Annotated in this window: 24 protein-coding genes and 1 pseudogene; 13 read left to right on the top strand and 12 right to left on the bottom strand. The window is 59.4% G+C overall.

Features of this window, described 5'->3' with window-relative positions; genetic code table 11:
* Positions 1-47 precede the first annotated feature (47 nt).
* Positions 48-775 (bottom strand): annotated as a pseudogene (locus AC1ROI_RS03685) (cysteine peptidase family C39 domain-containing protein).
* A 167-nt stretch (positions 776-942) separates the two neighbouring features.
* On the opposite strand from AC1ROI_RS03685, the gene AC1ROI_RS03680 reads away from it, so the two are divergent.
* Complete coding sequence (locus AC1ROI_RS03680) at positions 943-1,113, top strand: hypothetical protein (RefSeq protein WP_178082292.1); 171 nt, start codon at positions 943-945, stop codon at positions 1,111-1,113.
* 74 nt (positions 1,114-1,187) lie between these two features.
* Here the strand turns inward: AC1ROI_RS03680 and AC1ROI_RS03675 are convergent, their stop codons facing one another.
* On the bottom strand, positions 1,188-1,937 hold the full coding sequence (locus AC1ROI_RS03675; RefSeq protein WP_010458689.1) for a TerC family protein: 750 nt from the start codon (positions 1,935-1,937) through the stop codon (positions 1,188-1,190).
* A 28-nt stretch (positions 1,938-1,965) separates the two neighbouring features.
* Positions 1,966-2,208 carry a hypothetical protein gene (locus AC1ROI_RS03670; protein ID WP_102593405.1) on the bottom strand — a complete coding sequence of 81 codons (243 nt, stop codon included), beginning with the start codon at positions 2,206-2,208 and terminating at the stop codon, positions 1,966-1,968.
* 135 nt (positions 2,209-2,343) lie between these two features.
* Here AC1ROI_RS03670 and nhaR point away from each other — a divergent pair, with 135 nt between their 5' ends.
* Positions 2,344-3,243, top strand: coding sequence for a transcriptional activator NhaR (nhaR, locus tag AC1ROI_RS03665; protein WP_102593404.1), 900 nt, complete (start codon positions 2,344-2,346; stop codon positions 3,241-3,243).
* Between the two features lie 3 nt (positions 3,244-3,246).
* On the opposite strand, the gene AC1ROI_RS03660 is transcribed toward nhaR, so the two are convergent.
* Complete coding sequence (locus AC1ROI_RS03660) at positions 3,247-4,401, bottom strand: MFS transporter (RefSeq protein ID WP_010458683.1); 1,155 nt, start codon at positions 4,399-4,401, stop codon at positions 3,247-3,249.
* Between the two features lie 279 nt (positions 4,402-4,680).
* On the opposite strand from AC1ROI_RS03660, the gene sstT reads away from it, so the two are divergent.
* A complete protein-coding gene (gene sstT / locus AC1ROI_RS03655) occupies positions 4,681-5,913 on the top strand; it encodes a serine/threonine transporter SstT (protein ID WP_102593403.1) in 1,233 nt (410 codons plus the stop codon).
* 186 nt (positions 5,914-6,099) lie between these two features.
* Here sstT and AC1ROI_RS03650 read toward each other — a convergent pair whose 3' ends face one another.
* Positions 6,100-6,609 (bottom strand): DUF1993 domain-containing protein, encoded by a 510-nt coding sequence (locus AC1ROI_RS03650; protein WP_010458678.1) that lies wholly within the window; start codon positions 6,607-6,609, stop codon positions 6,100-6,102.
* Between the two features lie 139 nt (positions 6,610-6,748).
* Here AC1ROI_RS03650 and AC1ROI_RS03645 point away from each other — a divergent pair, with 139 nt between their 5' ends.
* Positions 6,749-7,396 carry a YceH family protein gene (locus tag AC1ROI_RS03645; RefSeq protein WP_010458677.1) on the top strand — a complete coding sequence of 216 codons (648 nt, stop codon included), beginning with the start codon at positions 6,749-6,751 and terminating at the stop codon, positions 7,394-7,396.
* 111 nt (positions 7,397-7,507) lie between these two features.
* Here AC1ROI_RS03645 and AC1ROI_RS03640 read toward each other — a convergent pair whose 3' ends face one another.
* Both AC1ROI_RS03640 and AC1ROI_RS03635 read right to left on the bottom strand, forming a co-directional pair.
* Positions 7,508-8,026, bottom strand: a complete 519-nt coding sequence (locus AC1ROI_RS03640; RefSeq protein WP_010458675.1) for a cupin domain-containing protein — start codon at positions 8,024-8,026, stop codon at positions 7,508-7,510.
* Positions 8,027-8,245: 219 nt separating this feature from the next.
* Positions 8,246-9,064, bottom strand: a complete 819-nt coding sequence (locus tag AC1ROI_RS03635; RefSeq protein ID WP_102599597.1) for a shikimate 5-dehydrogenase — start codon at positions 9,062-9,064, stop codon at positions 8,246-8,248.
* Positions 9,065-9,309: 245 nt separating this feature from the next.
* On the opposite strand from AC1ROI_RS03635, the gene AC1ROI_RS03630 reads away from it, so the two are divergent.
* From AC1ROI_RS03630 to AC1ROI_RS03620, 3 genes are all read left to right on the top strand, one after another.
* Positions 9,310-9,675: a hypothetical protein gene (locus AC1ROI_RS03630; protein ID WP_010458670.1), complete on the top strand. Its 366-nt coding sequence runs from the start codon at positions 9,310-9,312 to the stop codon at positions 9,673-9,675.
* A 235-nt stretch (positions 9,676-9,910) separates the two neighbouring features.
* Positions 9,911-10,105: a hypothetical protein gene (locus AC1ROI_RS03625; protein WP_003179723.1), complete on the top strand. Its 195-nt coding sequence runs from the start codon at positions 9,911-9,913 to the stop codon at positions 10,103-10,105.
* 100 nt (positions 10,106-10,205) lie between these two features.
* Positions 10,206-10,388, top strand: coding sequence for a hypothetical protein (locus tag AC1ROI_RS03620; protein WP_010458664.1), 183 nt, complete (start codon positions 10,206-10,208; stop codon positions 10,386-10,388).
* Here the strand turns inward: AC1ROI_RS03620 and AC1ROI_RS03615 are convergent.
* A complete protein-coding gene (locus AC1ROI_RS03615; protein WP_077749986.1) occupies positions 10,385-11,446 on the bottom strand; it encodes an AI-2E family transporter in 1,062 nt (353 codons plus the stop codon). The two genes, AC1ROI_RS03620 and AC1ROI_RS03615, sit on opposite strands and share 4 nt — an antisense overlap.
* A 164-nt stretch (positions 11,447-11,610) precedes the next feature.
* On the opposite strand from AC1ROI_RS03615, the gene trhP reads away from it, so the two are divergent.
* On the top strand, positions 11,611-12,933 hold the full coding sequence (trhP, locus tag AC1ROI_RS03610) for a prephenate-dependent tRNA uridine(34) hydroxylase TrhP (protein ID WP_010458660.1): 1,323 nt from the start codon (positions 11,611-11,613) through the stop codon (positions 12,931-12,933).
* A gap of 33 nt (positions 12,934-12,966) precedes the next feature.
* On the opposite strand, the gene AC1ROI_RS03605 is transcribed toward trhP, so the two are convergent.
* Complete coding sequence (locus tag AC1ROI_RS03605; RefSeq protein ID WP_077749988.1) at positions 12,967-13,830, bottom strand: LysR substrate-binding domain-containing protein; 864 nt, start codon at positions 13,828-13,830, stop codon at positions 12,967-12,969.
* Positions 13,831-13,926: 96 nt separating this feature from the next.
* Between AC1ROI_RS03605 and AC1ROI_RS03600 the strand changes: the two genes are divergently transcribed.
* A complete protein-coding gene (locus AC1ROI_RS03600; RefSeq protein WP_102593402.1) occupies positions 13,927-14,832 on the top strand; it encodes a DMT family transporter in 906 nt (301 codons plus the stop codon).
* An 86-nt stretch (positions 14,833-14,918) separates the two neighbouring features.
* A complete protein-coding gene (locus tag AC1ROI_RS03595; RefSeq protein ID WP_146012952.1) occupies positions 14,919-16,352 on the top strand; it encodes a hypothetical protein in 1,434 nt (477 codons plus the stop codon).
* 31 nt (positions 16,353-16,383) lie between these two features.
* Here the strand turns inward: AC1ROI_RS03595 and AC1ROI_RS03590 are convergent, their stop codons facing one another.
* Together AC1ROI_RS03590 and AC1ROI_RS03585 are read right to left on the bottom strand one after the other, a co-directional pair.
* Positions 16,384-16,614: a hypothetical protein gene (locus AC1ROI_RS03590; RefSeq protein ID WP_010458652.1), complete on the bottom strand. Its 231-nt coding sequence runs from the start codon at positions 16,612-16,614 to the stop codon at positions 16,384-16,386.
* 92 nt (positions 16,615-16,706) lie between these two features.
* On the bottom strand, positions 16,707-17,420 hold the full coding sequence (locus AC1ROI_RS03585; RefSeq protein WP_102593400.1) for a FadR/GntR family transcriptional regulator: 714 nt from the start codon (positions 17,418-17,420) through the stop codon (positions 16,707-16,709).
* 281 nt (positions 17,421-17,701) lie between these two features.
* Here AC1ROI_RS03585 and AC1ROI_RS03580 point away from each other — a divergent pair, with 281 nt between their 5' ends.
* Both AC1ROI_RS03580 and gudD read left to right on the top strand, forming a co-directional pair.
* Entirely contained in the window at positions 17,702-19,048 is a 1,347-nt protein-coding gene (locus AC1ROI_RS03580) for an MFS transporter (protein WP_042932191.1), read from the top strand.
* A gap of 24 nt (positions 19,049-19,072) precedes the next feature.
* Positions 19,073-20,416 (top strand): glucarate dehydratase, encoded by a 1,344-nt coding sequence (gene gudD / locus AC1ROI_RS03575; RefSeq protein ID WP_010458646.1) that lies wholly within the window; start codon positions 19,073-19,075, stop codon positions 20,414-20,416.
* 130 nt (positions 20,417-20,546) lie between these two features.
* On the opposite strand, the gene AC1ROI_RS03570 is transcribed toward gudD, so the two are convergent.
* Positions 20,547-21,425: a LysR family transcriptional regulator gene (locus AC1ROI_RS03570; protein ID WP_102593399.1), complete on the bottom strand. Its 879-nt coding sequence runs from the start codon at positions 21,423-21,425 to the stop codon at positions 20,547-20,549.
* Positions 21,426-21,585: 160 nt separating this feature from the next.
* Between AC1ROI_RS03570 and ampC the strand changes: the two genes are divergently transcribed.
* Positions 21,586-22,752, top strand: a complete 1,167-nt coding sequence (gene ampC, locus AC1ROI_RS03565; RefSeq protein ID WP_102593398.1) for a class C beta-lactamase — start codon at positions 21,586-21,588, stop codon at positions 22,750-22,752.
* Positions 22,753-22,801 lie beyond the last annotated feature (49 nt).

Here is a 22,801-nt window from a genome sequence, read left to right as displayed (position 1 = left end):
AGAGGCCAGGCATGCCCGACGGTGCCGGGCACATGACGAACGGAAGCTTATTGTGCGGTCAACGCCTTCTTCGCGCGGGCAGCGGCCTGTTCCTGACCGGCCTGGCCAAGATCGCTCGCCGCCTTCAGCCAGCGCTGCTGATCAACGTTGGCAGGGATCTGATTGGGTTTCTGAATCAATACGGCCCAGCCGCCAGCATCCTTGAAAGAGGACTCAAACGAACTGAAGCTCATCAAGTTCCGGCGATTCATCCCGGCACGCAACAACACCGTCTGCTTCTGGCGATTGTATCCGGCGAGAATGGCATAACGCGGCTCAGCCCAGAGCGCCGAGCCTTCAGTGAAGCGCACCATCACCGGATAACCGGCCGCGACCTGGGTCAACAGTGCCGGCAATTGGCTGTCGAGGGGATACACCACCATCCCGTACTCACGCGCCAGGTTTTGCATATTCTGTTGCAGTTGTGCTTCGGCGCCGGGCAAGTGCAGGGGTTTTTGCAGCAACCCGGGCGTAATCACGATGCCCTGCTGTGCCAGCATGCTGGCCAATACCTGTGGTCCGCTCTGATAGTCCTGGCCACGGTAGAACGTGCCGCTGAGTTCTACCCGCTCGGGCAACCGCTTGATCTCCGGCGCCACACTCCCTGCGCATCCGGCCAAACCTGCAACGCAGCCGACAATCAGCGCCGCCGCTCGAATTCGAGAAAATACCCGCACGATCATCACTCTCTTGTTCAGACGCCAGTCAATACGCTCCCGGCTTGGCCGTCGATCATAGGACGCCACGCGGCGGCGGTATAGCCTTAACCTACAGTTGAGTGCATTCGATAGAGCGAACTGGTTGATGACAGCCGACCTTTGGTCAATAGCCTGAAACACAGCAGCGACTAGACTGTCATTTGCAAAGAGTGTGTGCCCGATGCAGGGCAAAGAGGAGGCACTGATGAGCCTGACAATGACAATCGTGATGTTGATTTCCGGCTGGCTGGCCGTGGCCGCCGCCATGCTGTGGGGCGTTTTGCGGATTACCCGTCGGCACCATCACCACCCCGTTCAATCGGCGCCTTTGGCGAAGACCGATAAACCACCGGTCCACCACGCGACCGCGCACTGATCCTTCGGATTCGCCAACAAAAACGGCCGCCTGGGCTCTTTCGAGCGCAGGCGGCCGTTTCGTTTTTCCGCGGGTTAAGCTTCAGCCGCTATTTTCTTCTGCTTGGCCCGACGCGACATCATGTTCAAGCCCTCGATGGTCGCCGAGAAAGCCATGGCCGCATAGACGTATCCTTTAGGCACGTGAGCCCCGAAACCTTCAGCGATCAGTGTCATACCGATCATGATCAGGAAGCCCAGCGCCAGCATCACCACGGTCGGGTTGTCGTTGATGAATTTGGCCAGAGGATCAGCCGCCAGCAACATCACCAGCACCGACACCACTACGGCGATGATCATGATCGGCAAATGCTCGGTCATGCCCACAGCGGTAATGATGCTGTCGATGGAAAACACCATGTCCAGCATCAGGATCTGCCCGATCGCGGCAGCAAAGCCCAGGGTCACGGTCGAGGTCGCCGACATCGGATCATCCGGGGCCGGGTCCATGCTGTGATGGATCTCGGTAGTCGCCTTCCACAACAGGAACAGGCCACCGGCGATCAGGATCATGTCCTTCCAGGAGAACGCATGGCCGAGAATATCGATCACAGGCTCGGTCAACTGGACGATGAACGCGATAGTGCTCAGCAGGCCCAGTCGCAGAATCAGCGCCATGCCGATACCGATGCGGCGTGCTTTCTGCCGATGCTGCTCGGGCAGCTTGTTGGTCAGGATCGAGATGAAGATCAGGTTATCGATGCCGAGCACGATTTCCATGACGATCAACGTGGCCAGGGCGACCCAGGCGGTGGGGCTTGCAGCAAGTTCTAAAAGGTATTCCATGGGTCAGTCCTGACTCGTTGTAGACGGTTTAGATTTCCTGGGACGAAGATTCGGTTTTGCGCTGGTCTTCGGCCGATGGTTCTTTCTTGCTGATCAGGCCGCCGGTGGCATCACTGATCGCTTGTTCGGCGGCTTTGTGGGTGTCGTCGATCGCCTGTTTGGCTGTTTCGGCAGCCTTGCCCATCAATTGCTGCGCGCTTTTCTCGGCCTGGTCGCAACCGGCCAATACCAGTAAAGACGCAATCAACAGCGCCGTGGTTTTAAGCTTCATCATGCTTTCCTCGATAGAACAAAACGGGCCGAAACGATGGCCCGTTGATAGCGAGGCATTCTAGGGAGGCAAACACTTCAGGAAAATTCGTATTTTTAGCGGTTATACTTCGATTTTCACGAACTGTAGACCATCATGCTCAACTATCGCCAATTGCATTACTTCTGGGTGGTGGCCAAGACAGGCAGCATCGTGCGCGCCTGCGAGCAGCTGAACCTGACGCCCCAGACCATCAGCGGGCAGATTTCCCTGCTCGAACAAACCTATGGCATCGAGCTGTTCCGGCGGGTCGGTCGCCAGCTTGAGCTGACGGAGGCCGGGCGTCAGACCCTGACCTACGCCGAGCAAATGTTTCAGCTGGGCGGCGAACTGGAGTTGATGCTGCGGGCGCAACCCAATGAACAACAGATCCTGTTTCGGGTGGGCGTCGCCGATGTGGTGCCCAAATCCATCGTCTATCGCCTGATCGCACCGACCATGGAGTTGAGTGAACCGCTGCGCATCACCTGCCGCGAAGACAAACTGGAACGGCTGCTCGCCGACCTGGCGATCCAGCGCCTGGACCTGGTGATTTCCGACAGCCCGATGCCCTCGCACCTGGACATCAAGGGTTACAGCCAGAAACTCGGTGAATGCGGGATCAGCTTCTTCGCCACCGCCGAGCTGGCAGCACAGTACGGTCAGGATTTCCCACGCAGCCTGCACGGCGCACCACTGCTGATTCCCGGGCCGGAAACCGTGGTGCGCAGTCGCTTGCAGCGCTGGTTTGCCGAACAGCAAATCCAGCCGCGCATTGTCGGCGAGTTCGACGACAGCGCGCTGATGCAGGCTTTCGGTCAATCGGGCAGCGGGATTTTCATCGGCCCGAGCGTGATTGCCGACGAAGTGAAACGCCAATACGGCGTGGAGTTGATTGGCCAGACCGACGCTGTGACGGAGTCGTTCTACGCCATTTCCGTGGAACGCAAGGTCAAGCACCCCGGCATTGTGGCGATTACCGAAGGTGCCCGACGCGAGCTGTTTACCGAGCTGTGAAGGTCAGGCGCAGATCTCGCGAGGTTTCATGGTCATCAGCGCCATGGCCAGGAGAATCGAAACCAGGATAAACGCGGCAGCCGCAAAACCCAGCCCGCCCAGGCCAACGCTGTCGATCACACGCCCGCCGACCATCGCACCCAGGCCGATCCCGAGGTTGGCCCCGGCGATGTTCAGCGACGCGGCGAAGGCCGGCGCCTCGGGCGCGGCCTTCATCAATCGCACATGACTGACCAGGAACAACGCCGCCTGAGTCACGCCCCAGATGCCCATCGCCGCCGCCAGACCGAGCGGCGAATGAATGTTCGGTACCAACGCCACCATGCCAGCGATCATGAACGTGCAGAACATCATCGAAGCCATCAACGGATGACGATCCACCGCGCGACCGCCCAACGAGTTGCCGATCAGACCGACTGCGCCGAAGCCCATCAGGCACCAGCCGACCACCGTACCGTTGAAACCGGCGAGGCGTTCAAGGATGTCCGCCAGGTAGGTGTAAGCGGTAAACATGCCGCTGAACACCAGGATCGACAGGAGCACATGGCCCAGCATCAACGGGCTGCGCAAGATCTTGAACTGCGAACGGAAGCTCACCTGATGCTGATGCAGGTTGGTTTTCGGCAGGTAGATAAACAGCAGCAACGCCTTGGCAAACGCGATCACCGCCAGAATGCCGAAGGCACTGCGCCAGCCGAACGCATCGGAAATCAACGTGCCCACCGGAATACCGAACACCGTGGCGCAGACAATGCCGAAACCGATTTTGGCAATTGCCCGCCCGGCGTAATCCGGCCCGACGATGTCCACGGCGGTTTCACTGGCCAGCGCCCAGAACACCGGCAACCCCAACGCGGGGATCAAGCGGGCGATGGCCATCACCCAGATGTTCGGCGCAAACGCCGCGAGGGTGTTGGCCAGGCCGAACATGATCAGCACCGAGATGAACAGCTTGCGCCGCTCGAACCTGGCGAAGTACGCGGTCAGGAACGGCCCGAACGCGGCGACGGTAAAGGCGAACAGGGTCACCAGCAAACCTGCTTGGGGGATGCTGACTTCAAGGTCTCGGGCAATCGCCGGCAACAGGCCGACGATGACGAATTCCGTGGTCAGCACGGTAAAACCGGCGGCCGACAACAGAAGGATGGGCAACAGCATGCAGAACTCCAGAAAACGACGACACCAGCGATAACCCGAAGGCCCACTGGCATGACTTGAAAATGAGGATGCGCAATCTTAACAGAGTGTTTCCGATCAGGGTTGCACGAACCTGCCGATCTCGTTGAACGTGCGGGCGGCAGATCGTCACAGGTCTGAAGGATCAAGACCACGCTGTGATAAAGTCCGCGCCCTGCGATACGTACACCTTGTTCATCGGCCATTCACTGGCATTGATGTCGCGACACCCCCGCACCTAATAATCAGAGATGCCGTTTTATGACTGCTTCATCCCCTTCGCTATTGCAACGCTTGAAACGCTTGAGCCTGGTCTCGCAAATCGTCATCGGCCTGATCGCCGGGATTGCCCTGGCGCTGATCGCGCCTGAGGTGGCGAAATCCACGGCATTCATCGGCAAGGTCTTCGTTTCGGCACTCAAAGCCGTCGCGCCGATTCTGGTGTTCGTGCTGGTGATGGCGTCGATCGCCAACCATAAGCACGGCCAGGAAACCCACATCCGGCCAATTCTGTTTTTGTACTTGCTGGGGACGTTTGCCGCCGCGGTGGTCGCGGTGGTTGCCAGCATGATGTTCCCGTCCAGTCTGGTGCTGTCCAGTCATGACGTCGCCGTGACTGCGCCGGGCGGCATCAGCGAAGTACTGCAAAGTCTGCTGCTCAGTGTGGTCGACAACCCGGTCAGTGCGCTGATGAACGCCAACTTCATCGGCATTCTGGCCTGGGCGATCGGCATGGGCGTTGCGATTCGCCATGCCGGTGACACCACTCGCGAAGTGCTCGGCGACCTGTCCAATGGCGTGACCCTGATCGTGCGCCTGGTGATTCGTTTCGCACCGCTGGGGATCTTCGGCCTGGTCGCGTCGACCTTGGCCACGTCTGGCTTCGGGGCGTTGATCGGCTATGTGCATCTGCTGGCCGTGCTGCTGGGCTGCATGTTGTTTGTCGCGCTGGTGATGAATCCACTGATCGTGTTCTGGAAACTGCGCCGCAACCCGTATCCTCTGGTGCTGATGTGCTTGCGAGAAAGCGGCATCACCGCGTTCTTTACCCGCAGCTCGGCGGCGAACATTCCGGTCAACCTGGAATTGAGCAAGCGCCTGGGCCTGCATGAAGACACTTACTCGGTATCGATTCCGCTGGGTGCGACCATCAACATGGCCGGCGCGGCGATTACCATTACCGTGCTGACGCTCGCGGCCGTGCATACCCTGGGCATCGCCGTGGATATCCCGACAGCCATTCTGCTCAGTGTGGTGGCGGCGATCTGTGCGTGTGGTGCTTCGGGCGTGGCCGGTGGTTCGTTGTTGCTGATCCCGCTGGCGTGCAGCCTGTTTGGCATTCCGAGTGAAATCGCCATGCAGGTGGTAGCGGTGGGTTTCATTATTGGTGTGTTGCAGGATTCTGCGGAGACGGCGCTGAACTCCTCCACGGATGTGCTGTTCACCGCCGCGGCTTGCCTGGGTGAAGAAGCAAAAGCAGAACGCCTGGCCTGACCCACATCTCTGTGGGAGCGAGCCTGCTCGCGAATGCCGACCAACACTTAACGATGATGTTGGCTGATGTACCGCCTTCGCGAGCAGGCTCGCTCCCACAGGATCTGCGGCATCGTTGAATAATACTTACCCATGAAAAAGCCCCCGCAACGTCAGGCTGCGGGGGCTTTTTTGTACCTGGGCGGTTTAGAACGCGCCCATGTAATCACGCTTGCCCACTTCCACACCGTTGTGACGCAGCAATGCGTAAGCGGTGGTGACGTGGAAGAAGAACTGCGGCAGGCCGTAGGTCAGCAGGTAAGCCTGGCCACTGAAGCGCTTCTCTTTCGGCGTGCCTGGACGCGTCACGATCTCGATACCTTCCTTGCCGTCGATCTGCTCTGGCTTGATCTCGCCGATGTAGGCCAGAACCTTGGTGATCAGGGCTTGCAGTTCAGCGAAGGTGGTTTCGGTGTCGTCGTACTTCGGCACTTCGATCTCGGCCAGGCGCGAGGACACGCCTTTGGCGAAATCAACGGCGATCTGCACCTGACGCACCAGCGGGAACATGTCCGGGTACAGGCGGGCTTGCAGGAATGCGTTCGGGTCGATGTTCTTGGCGGTGGCGTGGGCTTCGGCCTTGTTCAGAACGTCGCTCAGGGCGTTGAGCATTTGTTTGAAAACAGGAACGGAAGCGGCATACAGGGAAATAGTCATGACAGTCTCGTGTGGTGACAGGAGGAAAACGTGGGCCGATTATAGCCATGCCCGCCCCTCCTGCGGCTTGTCTTTTATCCAGCAAGGATTAGGCTAGGCGGCTTCGACTGCATGCTTCGATTGCATAGGGAAAAGCGCGATGAGCACTGAGCAAGAAACGACCTTCGACGAGCCGCGCCTCAACAGCACGGAAATCCGCATCCTGGGCTCGTTGATCGAGAAGCAGGCCACCAGCCCGGAAACCTATCCGCTGACCCTCAATGCGCTGGTGATTGCCTGCAACCAGAAAACCAGTCGCGAACCGGTGATGAACCTCACTCAGGGTCAGGTCGGCCAGAGCCTGCGCGCCCTTGAAGGCCGCGGGTTTACCAAACTGGTGATGGGCAGCCGTGCCGATCGCTGGGAACATAAGGTCGACAAGGCGCTGGAACTGGTGCCGGCCCAGGTGATTCTGACGGGGCTGTTGTTTTTGCGCGGTCCGCAGACGGTCAATGAACTGCTGACCCGCAGCGCACGCATGCATGAGTTTGAAGATGCCGAGCAGGTTGTGCATCAACTGGAACGTCTGATTGCTCGCGGATTGGCACTGCTGATTCCGCGTCAGGCCGGCCAGCGGGAAGACCGCTATATGCATGCGCTGGGGGATCCGGCGGATATCGAAGTCATCCTCGCCGCCCGGCAAAACCCGGCCGAACGCAGTGCCGGTAGCGGTGTGTCGGTTGAACGAATCGAAGAGCTCGAAGCGCGGATTGCCGCACTCGAAGAGCGCCTGGCGCGCCTCGAATAACCAACGTTGTGATTTGTAGGAGCTTGCCCGCGAAAGCGATTCAACATCCAACATTATCGTCGAACTGAAAATCGCCTTCGCGGGCAAGCCTCGCGCCTACTAAAGGGAGTGCTACTCGCCGTCCCAGTAATCCACGCCATCGCCCGGTCGGGCGATGGCGACGAAGCCTGAGGGATTACCTTCGGCGTCGACCTTGAAGTGGTCCATCACCACGTATTTGCCGGAATCCGGGTACTCGCAAATCTCCGGCGATTGCTGGGTGCTGACCGCCAGGTAGCGCAGTTCTCCCTTGCTGGTGTTGATGATCTGGTGCGCCGCTTCAGGACCGCCCGGCGGGCAGGCGATCACGTCGCCGGCGCGGATCGGAAACCGTTCGGCACCGAGGCGCACCTCCCCTTCCCCGGCCACGACGTAAAACATCTCCTCGTTGACCCGATGACTGTGAAACGGGCTGCCACGCATGCCTGGTTCCAGCACGTATAACCGATAACCGAGCTTTTGCGACCCCAACTGCTGGCCGACGCGGGCCATTCTCTGTTGGTAGCGGCCGGCGGTATCACCGGTGGGCGCCAGGGCTTCGGGCAACGGTTCGAGTTCGACCTGATTCAGGTTGAGAATGGGGGGATGCATGGGAACCTCGGGCACGGTTTGTTGGTTGGGGCGGCAAGTCATTGCTGGCGGGGAGTATAGGCGGCAGATGCACTTGAGAGACCGAGTTGCGCCCATCGCGAGCAGGCTCGCTCCCACAGGGTTTTCTGTCGGACACAAAAAATGTGTACGACGCCAATCCACTGTAGGAGCGAGCCTGCTCGCGATGAGGCCGATACAGCCAACCAATAATCTGAAGGATCAACCGCGAGCAAACTCCACCGCTTTCTTGAACTGCTCATCCGTCGGCCGCACGCCGGTGTACAGGACAAACTGCTCCAGCGCCTGGATCGCGATCACTTCCAACCCGGTAATGACGCGTTTGCCCTCGGCGCGACCGCGCACGATCAGCGGTGTTTCCGAGGGAATCGCCACCACATCGAAGACAGTTTCGGCAGCCGCGATGGTTTCAGCGTCGAACGCCAGTTGATCGGCCTCGGGACCGCCGCTCATGCCGATCGGCGTGACGTTGATCAACATCTGCGGACGCTGAGAGCCCAGTTCCACCTGCCACTGATAGCCCAGTGATTCAGCCAACGCCCGCCCGGCCTGTTCGTTACGGGCCACGATCACGCCGTTTTGATAGCCGCCATCACGCAAGGCACTGGCCACGGCTTTGGCCATGCCGCCGCTGCCGCGCAGGGCAAAGGTCGATTCCTTCGGCACCTGATGGGTTTCAAGCAGCTGGGCGATGGCGATGTAATCGGTGTTGTAGGCTTTGAGATGGCCATGGGTGTTGACGATGGTATTGATCGATTGAATGGCCGCTGCGGACGCGTCCAGCTCATCGACCAGCGCAATGCAGGCCTCCTTGAACGGCATCGACACGCCGCAGCCACGAATACCCAGCGCACGAATGCCGCCAACGGCACCCGGCAGATCCTGACTGCTGAACGCCTTATAGTAAAAATTCAGGCCCAACTGTTCATACAGATGATTGTGAAACCGCAGGCCGAAATTGCCGGGACGCCCGGAAAGCGACATGCACAGCTGGGTGTCTCGGTTGGGGTTCATCTGCATGAAATATCTCCTTCATAAGCACTTTCAGATGGACGGGATGAGCCATTCCATCGAATTCTGATCGATCATAACGGCGTGCCCGCGCAGGGTGGCAGCGGCCGTAAAGAAGCCGGTACAGACCTTACACAAAATTTACCCAACGGCTGTGCTGATTTTCAAAAAAACGCTGTCTTAGAGGTATCCCCGCGACGATCCTTGGGTCTATTGCAGACGCAAGCGCCGGGTCGAAGAACCGAGGAATTATCATGATCCGTAAAATCCCCACAGTTGCCTTGCTGCTCGGTGCTCTTGCTATCACAGGGCAGGCAGAGGCTGGCGGCGGTCACGGTTGGCAGGGTCCAGCGGTATTTGGCGCGATCGTTGGTTCGGCAATCGTCGGCTCGGCCATCATCAACAGCAACCGACCGGTGTATGTACAGCAACCGGTCTACGCCCAGCCTCAGCCGGTTTACATACAACAGCCACCACCGGTTTATTACCAGCCTGCGCCAGTCTACGTGCAGCAACCGGTCTACTACGCACCACCGCCGGTTTACTACGGCCCGCCCCGTGGTTATTACGGTCCACCGCGCGGTTACTACGGCCATCCCCACGGTTATGGCCGCTGGTAACAGACTCATCAGGTCCCGCCTAATCAGCGGGGCTTTTTTGTGACCGTTCGTCGGCGAAGGTCTGGAAAAATCGCGCCAATGTCGCTGTGGAGACAGTGTGGACGGTTCAAGTTGGCAAGATTGACTCGACCGCCCTTCCCCCGACTTGGGAAAAACGGTCATATTTATGTCATGTCAGGTCCGCAAGCTTGGATCTGTGCGTAAACAACAGGTTGATAAAAACAAGGACGACCTCATGCCCACGCAAAACCCGCACCGCATTGTCGGCTTGTGCACTTCCAGCAAGGTGTACAACGCTTTGACCGAACTCAAGCACCTGGAAGGCCATCGCAGCGCCAAGTTTCTTTCGCTGCTGGCCGAAAACCTGGTGCGCAAAGGCCTGCTCAACGAGCAGGAAGTGGTCCATATGCTTGACCTGGTGGTCGACTGAACTCAACACTCACTGGCGTCAATGACGACTATCGAAAGTGTTGATTGTCCGTTCGCGAGGCAGGTCCGTAAGGTAGCTCCATCGATTGATGGAGGTATTTATGTCCCAGGTTCAGATCATGTCCGTAATTGGCAGCGCCGTTCCCGCACCGCTCAGAGAGCTAGGATTGCTCGCCTGTTGGTATCTGGTGCAGGACGGCGAACCGATCAGCGGACCGCTCACTTCGCTGCCGGCCGCCAAGGCACTGTCGCAACAAATCGGCCAGGGGCAACTCAGCGCTTAAGGCAGCTGCACCCTTGGTTTGGTTTCGATGAAGATCGCCCAGCTCGACATGAACAGCGCTGCAATCAGCGGCCCGATGACAAAGCCGTTCAGGCCGAAAATGGCCAGACCGCCGAGGGTCGAGATGAGGATCAGATAGTCCGGCATCTTCGTATCCTTGCCCACCAGGATCGGGCGCAGCACGTTATCCACCAGGCCGATCACAAAAACCCCGAACAACCCCAGCACCACCCCTTGCCAGATTGCCCCGGTGAACAGGAAGAACGCCGCTACCGGTGCCCAGACAATCCCCGCCCCCACGGCTGGCAACAGCGATAGAAACGCCATCAATACCGCCCAGAGCAACGCGCTCGGGATGTCCAGAAACCAGAAAATCAAACCGCCCAATGCGCCCTGCGTAATCGCCACCAGCAGGTTGCCCTTTACGGTCGCCCGCACCACACGGTTGAACTTCAGCTGCAAACGGCGTTTCTGGTGCTCCTGCAACGGGACGGCGGAGCGAACTTTACGCGCCAGTTCCGCACCGTCTCGCAGGAAGAAGAACAGCAGGTAGAGCATGATGAAAAAACCCACCACAAAATCGAACGTGCCCTGACCGAAACTGAAGACTTGCGTGGCGACAAACTCATTGCCCGTCACCGCGCTCTTGATGATTTTCTCCCGCAGCCCGTCCAGCTCGCCGAGCCCGGCCCGATCCAGCAAATGCTGGAAGTACGGCGGCAGGCTGTGTTTGAAATGCGTCACATACCCCGCGATGTCCAGCTCGCCGCTTTCGATGCTCTTGTACAGCGCAGCCCCTTCCTGAACCAGCAAGATGCTGAGGATAATCACCGGCAGGATCGCGATCACCAGGCAGATGCTCAGGGTGAGCAACGACGTCAGGTTGCGCGGCCAGCTGAACTTCAGTTGTATCCGGCGTTGCAGCGGCGCGAACAGAATCCCGAGGATCACCGCCCAGAACACCGCGCCGTAGAACGGCAGCAAAATCCAGATAAAGGCGGCGGTGACCACCCCGAGCAAGATCACCAGCGATTTGTTGTGTACCGTCTGTTCGTTCATGTCCGATCCATGTCAGTGCGCTCTCGTATTGAAGAGCCGTGCTGATGCTTAGTCCGCCACGGTTCGCGCGAGTGCCATCCGTTTGTTCATCAAGCATAGATCCAGATCAATGAACCTCGCGGGCAAGGCGATTACCCTCCCGGACTTTTGCGATCGACACTGCCATGACGCTCCTTGCCCCAGAACTGCTCGCTCCCGCCGGCACCTTGAAAAACATGCGATACGCCTTCGCCTACGGTGCCGATGCGGTCTACGCCGGCCAGCCGCGTTACAGCCTGCGGGTGCGCAACAACGAATTTGACCACGCCAATCTCGCGCTCGGCATCAAAGAGGCACAGGCCCAAGGCAAGCGCTTCTATGTGGTGGTGAACATTGCGCCGCACAACGCCAAGCTCAAGACCTTCCTCAACGACCTGGCCCCCGTGATTGCCATGGCCCCGGACGCGCTGATCATGTCCGACCCGGGCCTGATCATGCTGGTACGCCGACACTTCCCGCAGATGCCGATTCACCTGTCGGTACAAGCCAACACGGTGAACTGGGCCAGTGTCGAGTTCTGGCAGCAACAGGGCTTGAGCCGGATCATCCTGTCCCGGGAACTGTCGCTGGAAGAAATCGCCGAGATCCGCCAGCACGTCCCGGCGATGGAGCTGGAGGTCTTTGTCCATGGCGCGTTGTGCATGGCCTATTCCGGCCGCTGCCTGTTATCGGGCTACATGAACAAGCGCGACGCCAATCAGGGCAGTTGCACTAACGCCTGTCGCTGGAAGTATTCGGCGACGCAAGCCACGGAAAATCAGCTCGGTGAAATCGTTCAGCAATTCCAGCCCGAGCCGACCCTGGGCATCGGCGCGCCGACCGATCAGGTGTTCCTGTTGCAGGAAGCCAATCGCCCGGACGAATTGATGCCGGCCTTCGAGGACGAGCACGGCACCTACATCATGAACGCCAAGGACCTGCGCGCCGTGCAGCATGTCGGGCGGCTGACGCAGATGGGCGTGCACTCGCTGAAGATCGAAGGCCGGACCAAATCGCACTTCTATTGCGCACGCACCACGCAGGTCTATCGCCGGGCGATTGATGATGCCGTGGCCGGCCGCGAATTTGATCGCAGCCTGATGACGGATCTGGAGTCCCTGGCCCAGCGCGGCTACACCGAAGGCTTCCTGCGTCGGCATGTGCATGACGAATACCAGAACTATCAGCACGGCAGCTCGGTTTCAGAGCGCCAGCAGTTTGTCGGCGAGTTGACCGGCGAGCGCCGTGATCGCCTGGCGCAAGTGAAGGTCAAGAACCGGTTCAGCCTGGGCGATCACATGGAACTGATGACGCCCCAGGGTAATTTCCACTTCGATTTGCATCAGTTGCAGAACATCAAAGGTGAAGCGATCGAAGTGGCGCCGGGGGATGGGCACACGGTGTATGTGCCGATTCCGGATGCGGTGGATTTGAAGTTCGGGTTGTTGATGCGGGATGTGGGCGTGTAGATCCGTACCAAAGATCGCCGTCTGCGCCCGCGCCTACGCAAACTCCTCACGCAACATCGCCACAAACGCTTCCCGCGCCGGGTGAACCCCGGCGTTTTCATGCCAGTAAAACAGGTTGTCGATCGCCGTCAGCTCAGGGAACTCAAACCCCGCGCACCCCGCCCCTTTGGCGTACTGGTCAAACACCCCTTTGGGCACCAGCGCGACGCCGGCCCCGGCGCTGACACACCCGACTATCGCGCCATAACTGGCCAGACTGACAATCGGCAGCGCCTGCCCCTGCCGCAACAACCAGTGCTCCAGCGCCGCCCGGTAAGGACAGCCTTGCGGCCACATGAATACGGTCTTGTCCTGCAAGTCGGCGATATCGCGCACCGGCCCCAGGGATGTCGAGGCTATAAGCAGCAGCTCTTCGCGGTACATCGGCGTGCGCTTGAGCAGCGAGCGCTCGACATCCACCGCGACGATCGCGCCGTCGAGCCGATGATTGAGGGTGTCATCGAGCAGTTGGCTCCAGGTGCCGGTGGTCAGTTCCAACGCGACGCCAGGATATCGCTTGTGAAACTTGGCCAGCAGACGCGGCAGGCGACCGGTGGCCGAGGATTCGATGGCGCCGATGCGTAGCGGGCCGGACGGTTCGGCCGAAGGGTCCACCGCCCGTTTGGCTTCAACAGTCAGCGCCAGAATTTTCGAGGCGTATGACAGAAACGTCTGGCCCGCCGGGCTGATACGCAAGCCTCGGCCCTCGCGTAGAAACAGCGCCACCCCCAACTCGGCTTCCAGCGACTTGATGCGTGCCGTGATGTTCGACGGCACGCAATGCAACAGCTCCGCCGCCCGGGCGATGCTGCCGACCTCGGCAACGGTCTTGAACATGCGAATCTGCGCCAACTCCATACATCACCCAAAGTGAACAGTTGTCGCAGTATAAGTCAGTTGTTGCGAATGGTCAGACTTCTGATACTCGGTGCATCAACCCACCGGTAATCGACCATGAAGCTCTCCACGCACACCCTGAAAATTCTCTTGGCCATGGCGTTTGTCGTCGCCTGCTGGGGCTTCTCACCGACCGGCATCCACATCGGCTTGCAGGCCTACGACCCCGGCCACTTGGCGCTGCTGCGCTTTCTGATCGCTTCGGTGTTCATGGCGGTCGTCGCCGCCTTCAAAGGCATCAGTCTGCCGAAGCTTGGCGATCTGCCGTTACTGTTCGTCCTTGGTTTTTTTGCCGTGAGCCTTCACCACGTCGCCTTGAATATCGGCCAGCAAAATGTCAGCGCTGGCGCCTCCAGTGTGCTGGCGCAATCGACCCCGCTGTTCAGTACCTTGCTGGCGCGTTTCGTGTTCAAGGACCGGGTCAGCGCCTGGCGCTGGGGGTGTGTCTTGTTGGGATTGATCGGCGTGGTGATTGTGGTGGCCGGTGATCGAGGGCTGGGCAGCATGGATGCGCACGGGTTGCTGATCTTGCTGGCGGCGGTGTCGTGGAGTTTCTACTTCGCCTTGCAAAAGCATCATTGCGCTCGCTACGACGGGTTGACGCTGGTCTGCTACACGGTCTGGTCGGGCACGGCGCTGTTGCTGATTTACCTGCCGGGGCTGGCCGGCAAAGTCGCCAGCGCGCCGATGCAGGTGCAAATGACCGTGGTTGCCTTGGGCGTGTTTCCCAGCGCCCTCGCCTACCTGGCCTGGGCATTTGTACTGGCCCACATCGATTTGAGTCGCGCGACCATGACGCTGTATCTGATTCCGCCCACCGCCATGGCGATTGCAGCGTTTGCCTTGGGCGAGCAGCCAACGTTGATGGTCGGGATAGGTGCGATGGTGGTGCTGATCAGCGTGCTGGCGTTGAATCTGGAGCGGCGTTCCGCCGTCATCGCGGCGCCGCCCGCCCGGCCATGACTGCACGCCATGCGAATTAAAGAATCGCCTGGCGATGCCGACGTCCTCTGTTCACATGAACGTGACGCCATCGCCTGGAAATGCTTATGAACCGTTTCGCTGCTGCCTGTGTGCTAGGGATATTGTCCGGTTGCGCCAGCCCGCCACCCGCGACTCCCGCCACACCTCCCTACCGGCAGCCGGTACTGACGGTGCAAGAAGTGTTCAAGAAAACGCCACTGGAAAACTCGGTGATGCGTAACGGCGATACCCTCAGCTTTCAGGTCCACACACCGGCTTACACTCGCGATGGTTTACCGAGCGTTGTACAGCTGCAAGCGGACTGCAAGGTGCCCGATGTCAAACTACTGTTCCTCGACAACTTCCCCATCGCGACGACGGATGGCAGCCACCAACACACACCGCTGACCGTACTGATTCCCAAGGAACTGGCAACCGAACTGGCCAGCAAGCCGCACTTCAGCGAAGCCTGTACGCGCACCGCAGCGTCGGACTGGCGCATTGTCCATCGCACTGAAGCCGCTCGCTGGGTGATGATCGACGTCAACAGCCTGAAAATCGAGGGCAACGTCAGGCGGTTCTGGGGCGGACTCGACGAACCCGTGCTGCTCACCGACAAGCCCAACCTGCAACTGTTCGGACAGACTCGCGAGCGCTACGAAGTCGATTGCGCACGCAAGACCTATCGAGTGTTGAGCTCATTCCAGCTTGGCCCGAATGATCGGGTGTCCATGGGCGGGGTACTGAACAACCCGTCGCAGGCCTTCGCCCAAGGCAGCGCGGACACCCAGACCTTGTTGAGCGCTGCGTGCACCGCACCCTCGCAGCGCTCGACACTGCCTGCGTATGTCGCCCGCGCCAAACTTCCGCTGAGCTACCAGATAGAACCTGTGTCCGCTCAGGTATTGAAAGCCATCACCGATTTAAAGCTTGCGCCGCCCACCCGGACACTCAAGCGCACGGTGTCGAAGATCAATAACACGCACTTTTATTTTTCAAACTCAAGCACGGAAAATGCGCTGGTGTTCGACACCGACGCTCAGAGCGGACAATTGCGCGAGCGCCGGGAACAGGCTCCCGTCGGCCGGTACATCGTCAGTTTCAGGGGCTTGTTGCCACTGGCAGAACAATACTCGCTGACAGAGAGCAAGCGAAACAGACCACCGTTATCCACCGTCACCGACACTCAGCAATTGAGTTTCACCGGCGATTGGCAACGCATGCCGGTGGGTGCGTCACTGGAAATGCGTGCCAGCAAACGGGAACGAAGCACCCTCGACGGCGAAACAATGAAACGGGAAAGTGTGCAGTGCACCGTGCAGCGTGTGCTCGACGCAGCCCAGGTCAACAGCGAACTGAAAGGCCCCGCCAAAGAACTGCGCTGTCAGTTTGACCTTGGCCAGAAGCTCAAACGTGACAGCAAGATTTTCTACCTTGAAGACTACGCTTACTTCTTTGTGTCCTCGTCCAAGTTAGGGGGCACCGAGAGTCGAGTCAGGCTGGTCAAGGTCGAACAGTAAAGAAAAACCCGGCACAGTGGCCGGGTTCTTTTTATCGCCTGTCATCGGACAAAGGGGTTGGCTCATCCGCCGGCGGTACGTCCTCGTCAGCAGCCGGATCCTTCCAGTCTTCAGGTCGATCGGCGTCTGCGGCCGCCGGGTCCAGTGAAGGGTCCCTACCAGGCGGAGCATCGTCATCCAGCGTCGGCTCGTCAGTGCCGGGCATGGGCCTGGTGGGGTCGGTATTGGGTGTTCCACCCTGGAGCATTGAGTCGTTTGCCATGACGCACCTCACTGATGAGGTCCAGAAAATCCGGGCCGTACTGGTTGGAAGCGGGTGCGGGAATAGCGTGCTATCAACTGGACAAACGGTTGTCAGGCACCGGCCGAAAACCGGTCGCGGCTGTTGGTCAGGTGCAGCCACATGGCGGCCCGTGCAGCGTCCGGATCCTGGCGTTTGATCGCGTTGAGAATTGCCTCGTGCTCGAGGTTCGCCAATTGCCCCAACTTACTCAAATCCGCCGCGCCACGTTCGGCGGCATTGACCCGGGTCCGGGGAATCATGGCGTTGCCCAGGTGCTGCATGATTTCGGTGAAGCACACATTGCCGGTGGCTTCGGCGATCAGCAGGTGGAAGCGCTTGTCGGCCTCGACGCAGCTGTCATTGTTGGCGAGCAGGCTCTGATAGTCGTCGAGCGCTTCGCGCATCTGCATCAACTGCTGATCGGTACGACGGCTCGCCGCCAGCGCAGCAGCCTGGGTTTCCAGGCCCATGCGCAACTCCAGAATGCTGCGCACTCCCAGCGCGGTATCGACATTCAATCGCAGCCCCTGCTCCGGTGCGCGCTCCAGCACGAAGGTGCCGATGCCGTGACGGGTTTCCACCAGGCCTGAGGCCTGCAACTTCGAGATCGCCTCACGCACCACCGTGCGGCTGACCCCGTGCTCCTGAACAATCGTGTTCTCCGACGGCAGCTTGTCTCCCGGCAACATCTGCCCGAGCAAGATGCTCTGGCTCAGTTTGGCCACCAGGTCATGGGCCAGGTTGTGGGTGCGCTTGCGGGCAGGCGCGTCGAGGTCTTCTTGCATGGCGATCATCCGGAAGCAGGGCTACCGGAATCGTAGCACTGCGTTCAGCTGGAATCCCAAGAAAACCACGGCCAGCTTGTATGACAACACTCAACAATCGGCTAAAAAAGACCGCTATTTAAGGTGCCACCCATCAGCAAAAAAGTGAGTACAGCAAAGATAAACGCCATTTTATTAGGTCAGACTGCTTGCAGGACAAAAAAATGTAGTTGTATGATGTCTATCAACACAGCAACATCCAGCCACACCCCGCATAAAAATAATCAGTGGGAGAAAACCAAGTGAATACCTCCATATCCGGGATGCACGAGGGCGCCGATTCGGTCCTGAAGTCCGCCATCTCGAAAGTGAAACGCCATGTCCTGCCGCTATTCGTCATCATGTTCATCGTCAATTACATTGACCGCGTGAACATCGGCTTCGTCCGCGCCCACATGGAGCAGGACCTGGGCATCGGAGCTGCCGCCTACGGCCTCGGCGCCGGCCTGTTCTTCATCGGCTATGCGCTGTTCGAAGTCCCCTCCAACATGCTTCTGCAAAAAGTCGGTGCCCGCATCTGGCTGACCCGCATCATGCTGACCTGGGGCCTGGTCGCCGCCGGCATGGCCTTCATCCAGAACGAAACCCACTTCTACATCCTGCGGTTCCTGCTGGGCGTGGCTGAAGCCGGGTTCTTTCCCGGGGTGATCTATTACTTCACACGCTGGTTGCCTGGCGTCGAGCGTGGCAAGGCGATTGCCATTTTCCTCAGCGGTTCGGCCATTGCCTCGCTGATCTCCGGCCCGCTGTCCGGTTTGCTGTTGCAGATCAGCGGATTCGGGATGCATGGCTGGCAGTGGATGTATTTCATCGAGGGGATGTTTTCAGTCGGGCTGTGCGTGTTCGTGTGGTTCTGGCTGGACTCCAAACCCCACGACGCCAAATGGCTGACCCGCGCCGAGCAAGATGCGCTGGTCAAGGCCATCGATGACGAACAACTGGCCCGGGAAGCAGCGACACCGATCAAGCCGTCGTTGGGCACGTTGCTCAAAGATCGCCAGATCATCCTGTTCTGCCTGATCTACTTCTTCATCCAATTGACCATTTATGCCGCGACCTTCTGGCTGCCGAGCATCATCAAAAAGATGGGCGACCTCAGCGACATTCAGGTCGGGCTCTTCAACTCGATCCCGTGGTTGCTGTCGATCGTCGGCATGTACGCCTTCGCTTCGCTGTCGGCGAAATGGAAACACCAGCAGGCCTGGGTCGCCGCTGCCCTGCTGATCGCGGCAGCCGGGATGTTCATGTCCACCACGGGCGGGCCGATCTTTGCCTTCGTGGCGATCTGCTTCGCGGCGCTGGGCTTCAAGTCGGCCTCGTCGCTGTTCTGGCCGATTCCTCAGGCTTATCTGGATGCGCGAATCGCGGCGGGCGTCATCGCGCTGATCAACTCGGTGGGCAACCTTGGCGGCTTCGTGGCACCGACCACGTTCGGTCTGCTGGAAGAACATACCGGGTCGATTCAGGGCGGGCTGTATGGCCTGGCCGCGACATCGATCATCGCCGCGATCATCGTCTTCGCCGCGCGCAACACACCGAAAACCGCACCCGCCGTTGCCTTGGGCAAACCAGCGCCCAATCACGCCTGAATCTCTGTGTTGAAGGACAAGACTATGAACCCACAAGACACCGCCAAAGCCCCGATCATCACCAGCATGCAAGTGGTGCCGGTGGCCGGTCATGACGGCATGTTGCTCAATCTGAGCGGCGCCCACGGCCCGTTTTTCACCCGCAATATCGTGATTCTCAAGGACAACGCCGGGCACACCGGGGTCGGCGAAGTGCCGGGGGGCGAGCGCATTCGCCAGACGCTGGAAGATGCACGTTCGCTGGTGGTCGGCAGTCCGATTGGCACGTATCAGAAGATCCTCAATCAGGTGCGCCAGACCTTTGCTGACCGTGATGCTGGCGGTCGCGGTTTGCAGACGTTTGACCTGCGCATCACCATTCACGCGGTCACGGGCCTGGAAGCCGCCCTCCTCGACTTGCTCGGCCAGCATCTGGACGTGCCGGTTGCGGCCCTGCTCGGTGAAGGCCAGCAACGTGACGAAGTGAAGATGCTCGGTTATCTGTTTTATGTCGGTGACCGCAATGAAACCGACCTGCCCTATCGCAGCGAACCGGAGGCCGACAATGACTGGTTTCGCGTGCGCCACGACAAAGCCATGACCGCCGATGCCGTGGTGCGCCTGGCCGAGGCCGCGCACGCCCGTTACGGCTTCAAGGACTTCAAACTCAAGGGTGGCGTGCTCAGCGGCGACGCGGAAATCGAAGCCGTCACCGCGCTGGCCGAACGCTTTCCCGATGCGCGCATTACCCTCGACCCGAATGGTGCGTGGTCACTCAAGGAAGCCATTCGACTGTGCCGCGACCAGCATCACGTACTCGCTTATGCCGAAGACCCGTGCGGGGCGGAAAACGGGTATTCGGGTCGAGAAGTCATGGCTGAGTTCCGCCGTGCCACAGGCCTGAAAACCGCGACCAACATGATCGCCACCGACTGGCGGGAAATGGGCCACGCCATCCAGTTGCAATCGGTGGATATTCCGCTGGCCGACCCGCATTTCTGGACGATGCAGGGTTCGGTTCGCGTGGCGCAGATGTGCCACGAATGGGGCCTGACCTGGGGTTCGCACTCCAATAACCACTTCGACATTTCCCTGGCCATGTTCACCCATGTCGCCGCAGCTGCGCCGGGTGAAATCACGGCCATCGACACCCACTGGATCTGGCAGGACGGTCAGCGCCTGACCAAGGCTGCGCTGCAAATCGTCGGGGGGTGCGTGCAGGTGCCGAAGAAGCCCGGGTTAGGGGTTGAGCTGGATCTGGATCAACTGGCCAAGGCTCATGAGTTGTACAAAGGCATGGGACTGGGCGCCCGGGATGACAGCGTGGCGATGCAATTTCTGATTCCGGGGTGGAAGTTCGATAACAAGCGGCCGTGCCTGGTGCGCTAAACCCTCGCAGCACCAAGAATCCCCTGTGGGAGCGAGCCTGCTCGCGATGAGGCCATAACATTCAACCTCATCGTTGACTGTTACACCGCCATCGCGAGCAGGCTCACGCCTCCAGGGGAAATGGTATTCGTCAGTGTGTCCTGGCCGCTTGCAGCAGCCACTCCTTGAACATCGTCATCGCCGACGTTTCAGGACGCGACTGCAAGCGGGTCAGCCAATAGCAGCCGGTGGTGATACCGATGTCGAACGGTTGCTCGATCGCCCCCGCCGCCAGTTGCCGGGCGAACATCAGCGGCGGCGCCAAGGCAATGCCGGCGCCTTGTAGCGCCGCCTCCATCATGGCCAGCGAGGAGTCGAAGACGATGCTCCTAGGCGCCGGCGTATTGGCCGGTAACCCGGCGGCCAGAAACCACTCGGGCCACTCGTCCGTGCGATAGGAACGCAACAGCGTCTGCTTGAGCAAGTCCGCAGGTTCTTGCAACTGCCCGGCTATTTCCGGGACGCAGAGCACCGACAACGGCGCCTCGATCAGCTTTGACGCCTCGATCCCGTGCCATGCGCCGGCGCCAAACCGGATGGCGTAATCCAGGCCCTCGGCAGCCACATCCACCCGATTGTTGTTAGTCGACAGGCGCAAATCTATGAATGGATGTTTCGACTGGAAGTCCGCCAGTCGCGGCAACAGCCAACCCACCGCAAAGGTCCCCACGGCACCCACGGTCAACACTTCACGAAAATGCCCGCCCTCGAAACGTTCAAGGGTTTCGGCAATCCGGTCAAAGGACTCGCGCAACACCGGCAGCAAGGTTTCGCCTTCACTGGTCAGCATCAGGCCGCGGGGCAAGCGTTTGAACAGCGTTACGTTAAGCTGGGCTTCAAGGCTTTTGACTTGATGGCTGACCGCCGCCGGCGTGACGAACAACTCCACCGCTGCCCGAGTAAAGCTCAAATGGCGTGCGGAAGCCTCGAAGGCCCGCAATGCGTTCAGCGGCAGATGAGGACGAATCATGCCCACTCCCAAATTTTTCTAATGGCTAACCCGAAATATCGTCGTTTGTCGATTTTCGCCCGACTGCCTAGATTTGGCGCGCCCATCAGCCGTCCGGTGTTGGATCCGGACGGAGTGTAGCGGTTAAAGTAATGGCAACTCATGGAGAGTGATTCCAATCATGTTCAAATTTCAACTGCCAAGACTGGCGTCCCTCAGCGCTTTCGCCCTGTTCCTCGGCGCAAGTCACTGTATGGCCGCAACAAAATCCGACGATCAGCTCGACGCCCTGGTGAAAGCCGCCATCGGGCCGGTCATGCAACAACAGAATATCCCTGGCGTCGCGGTCGCGATCACCTTAAAGGGTCAGCAGCATTACTTTAATTACGGCATGGCGTCGAAAGAGGACGGTAAACCCGTCAGCAAAGACACGCTGTTCGAAATCGGCTCCGTGAGTAAAACCTTTGCCACCACGTTGACGGCTTACGCCCAGGCGAGCGGCAAACTGTCTTTGTCTGACCGGGCCAGCCAGGTGTGGCCTGATCTGCGCGGCAGTGCATTCGACACCATCAGCGTGTTGCAACTCGCCACTTACACCGCTGGCGGGTTGCCGCTGCAGTTTCCTGACGAGGCCGATCATCCAGACAAAATGCTCGCCTACTTCAAACAGTGGAAGCCCGTTTATGCCGCAGGCACCCACCGCCAGTATTCGAACCCCAGCCTTGGGCTGTCCGGTTATCTGGCGGCCAAAAGCATGGGCCAGCCGTTCGATGAGCTGATGGAAAAAAACCTGCTGCCCAAACTCGGCCTCAAGCACACCTATCTCAAGGTGCCGCAGGATCAGATGGGGCTTTACGCCCAGGGTTACGGCAAGGATGGCAAACCGGTGCGGGTGAGCCCGGGAGCGCTGGATTCGGAGGCGTATGGGGTGAAAACCAGCGCGGCGGATTTGCTTCGTTATGTTGAAGCGAACCTGAAACCGGCGACGCTGGAGAAGCCATTGCAACAAGCGATCGCCCTCACTCACAGCGGTTACTACACCGTGGGCGAGATGACGCAAGGCTTGGGCTGGGAGCACTACCACTATCCGGCCAGCCTCGAAACGTTACTGAGTGGCAACTCGACGGAGATGGCGATGGAGGCGCAAAAAGTCCAGTGGCTGAACCCGCCACAACCTGCGCAAGACGCGGCATGGTTCAACAAGACCGGGTCGACGGGTGGTTTCGGCGCGTATGTCGCGTTCGTGCCTTCGGAAGACATCGGTATCGTGATTCTGGCGAACAAGAATTACCCGAACGCCGAGCGAATCAAGATCGCTCACAACATATTGAGTGCCCTTACCGAGTAATCCTCGCCACAGGGGTCAATGCTGGCAATAAAAATGGGCGACCTCTTTG

It is taken from the genome of Pseudomonas sp. GW823-FHT02C02 (assembly GCF_058797635.1).
Note: the sequence above shows the minus strand (reverse complement) of the source record. Positions and strands in the feature narration are given on the sequence as shown.

Coding starts and splice junctions, on each gene's coding strand:
- AC1ROI_RS03645 (WP_010458677.1), top strand. CDS start 6,749: ATGAGCACTGAGCAAGAAACGACCTTCGACGAGCCGCGCCTCAACAGC.
- AC1ROI_RS03640 (WP_010458675.1), bottom strand. CDS start 8,026: ATGCATCCCCCCATTCTCAACCTGAATCAGGTCGAACTCGAACCGTTG.
- AC1ROI_RS03620 (WP_010458664.1), top strand. CDS start 10,206: ATGTCCCAGGTTCAGATCATGTCCGTAATTGGCAGCGCCGTTCCCGCA.
- AC1ROI_RS03570 (WP_102593399.1), bottom strand. CDS start 21,425: ATGATTCGTCCTCATCTGCCGCTGAACGCATTGCGGGCCTTCGAGGCT.
- ampC (WP_102593398.1), top strand. CDS start 21,586: ATGTTCAAATTTCAACTGCCAAGACTGGCGTCCCTCAGCGCTTTCGCC.
- AC1ROI_RS03600 (WP_102593402.1), top strand. CDS start 13,927: ATGAAGCTCTCCACGCACACCCTGAAAATTCTCTTGGCCATGGCGTTT.
- AC1ROI_RS03585 (WP_102593400.1), bottom strand. CDS start 17,420: ATGCAAGAAGACCTCGACGCGCCTGCCCGCAAGCGCACCCACAACCTG.
- AC1ROI_RS03675 (WP_010458689.1), bottom strand. CDS start 1,937: ATGGAATACCTTTTAGAACTTGCTGCAAGCCCCACCGCCTGGGTCGCC.
- AC1ROI_RS03615 (WP_077749986.1), bottom strand. CDS start 11,446: ATGAACGAACAGACGGTACACAACAAATCGCTGGTGATCTTGCTCGGG.
- trhP (WP_010458660.1), top strand. CDS start 11,611: ATGACGCTCCTTGCCCCAGAACTGCTCGCTCCCGCCGGCACCTTGAAA.
- AC1ROI_RS03625 (WP_003179723.1), top strand. CDS start 9,911: ATGCCCACGCAAAACCCGCACCGCATTGTCGGCTTGTGCACTTCCAGC.
- sstT (WP_102593403.1), top strand. CDS start 4,681: ATGACTGCTTCATCCCCTTCGCTATTGCAACGCTTGAAACGCTTGAGC.
- AC1ROI_RS03660 (WP_010458683.1), bottom strand. CDS start 4,401: ATGCTGTTGCCCATCCTTCTGTTGTCGGCCGCCGGTTTTACCGTGCTG.
- nhaR (WP_102593404.1), top strand. CDS start 2,344: ATGCTCAACTATCGCCAATTGCATTACTTCTGGGTGGTGGCCAAGACA.
- AC1ROI_RS03595 (WP_146012952.1), top strand. CDS start 14,919: ATGAACCGTTTCGCTGCTGCCTGTGTGCTAGGGATATTGTCCGGTTGC.
- gudD (WP_010458646.1), top strand. CDS start 19,073: ATGAACCCACAAGACACCGCCAAAGCCCCGATCATCACCAGCATGCAA.
- AC1ROI_RS03670 (WP_102593405.1), bottom strand. CDS start 2,208: ATGAAGCTTAAAACCACGGCGCTGTTGATTGCGTCTTTACTGGTATTG.
- AC1ROI_RS03650 (WP_010458678.1), bottom strand. CDS start 6,609: ATGACTATTTCCCTGTATGCCGCTTCCGTTCCTGTTTTCAAACAAATG.
- AC1ROI_RS03680 (WP_178082292.1), top strand. CDS start 943: ATGAGCCTGACAATGACAATCGTGATGTTGATTTCCGGCTGGCTGGCC.
- AC1ROI_RS03635 (WP_102599597.1), bottom strand. CDS start 9,064: ATGCAGATGAACCCCAACCGAGACACCCAGCTGTGCATGTCGCTTTCC.
- AC1ROI_RS03605 (WP_077749988.1), bottom strand. CDS start 13,830: ATGGAGTTGGCGCAGATTCGCATGTTCAAGACCGTTGCCGAGGTCGGC.
- AC1ROI_RS03630 (WP_010458670.1), top strand. CDS start 9,310: ATGATCCGTAAAATCCCCACAGTTGCCTTGCTGCTCGGTGCTCTTGCT.
- AC1ROI_RS03590 (WP_010458652.1), bottom strand. CDS start 16,614: ATGGCAAACGACTCAATGCTCCAGGGTGGAACACCCAATACCGACCCC.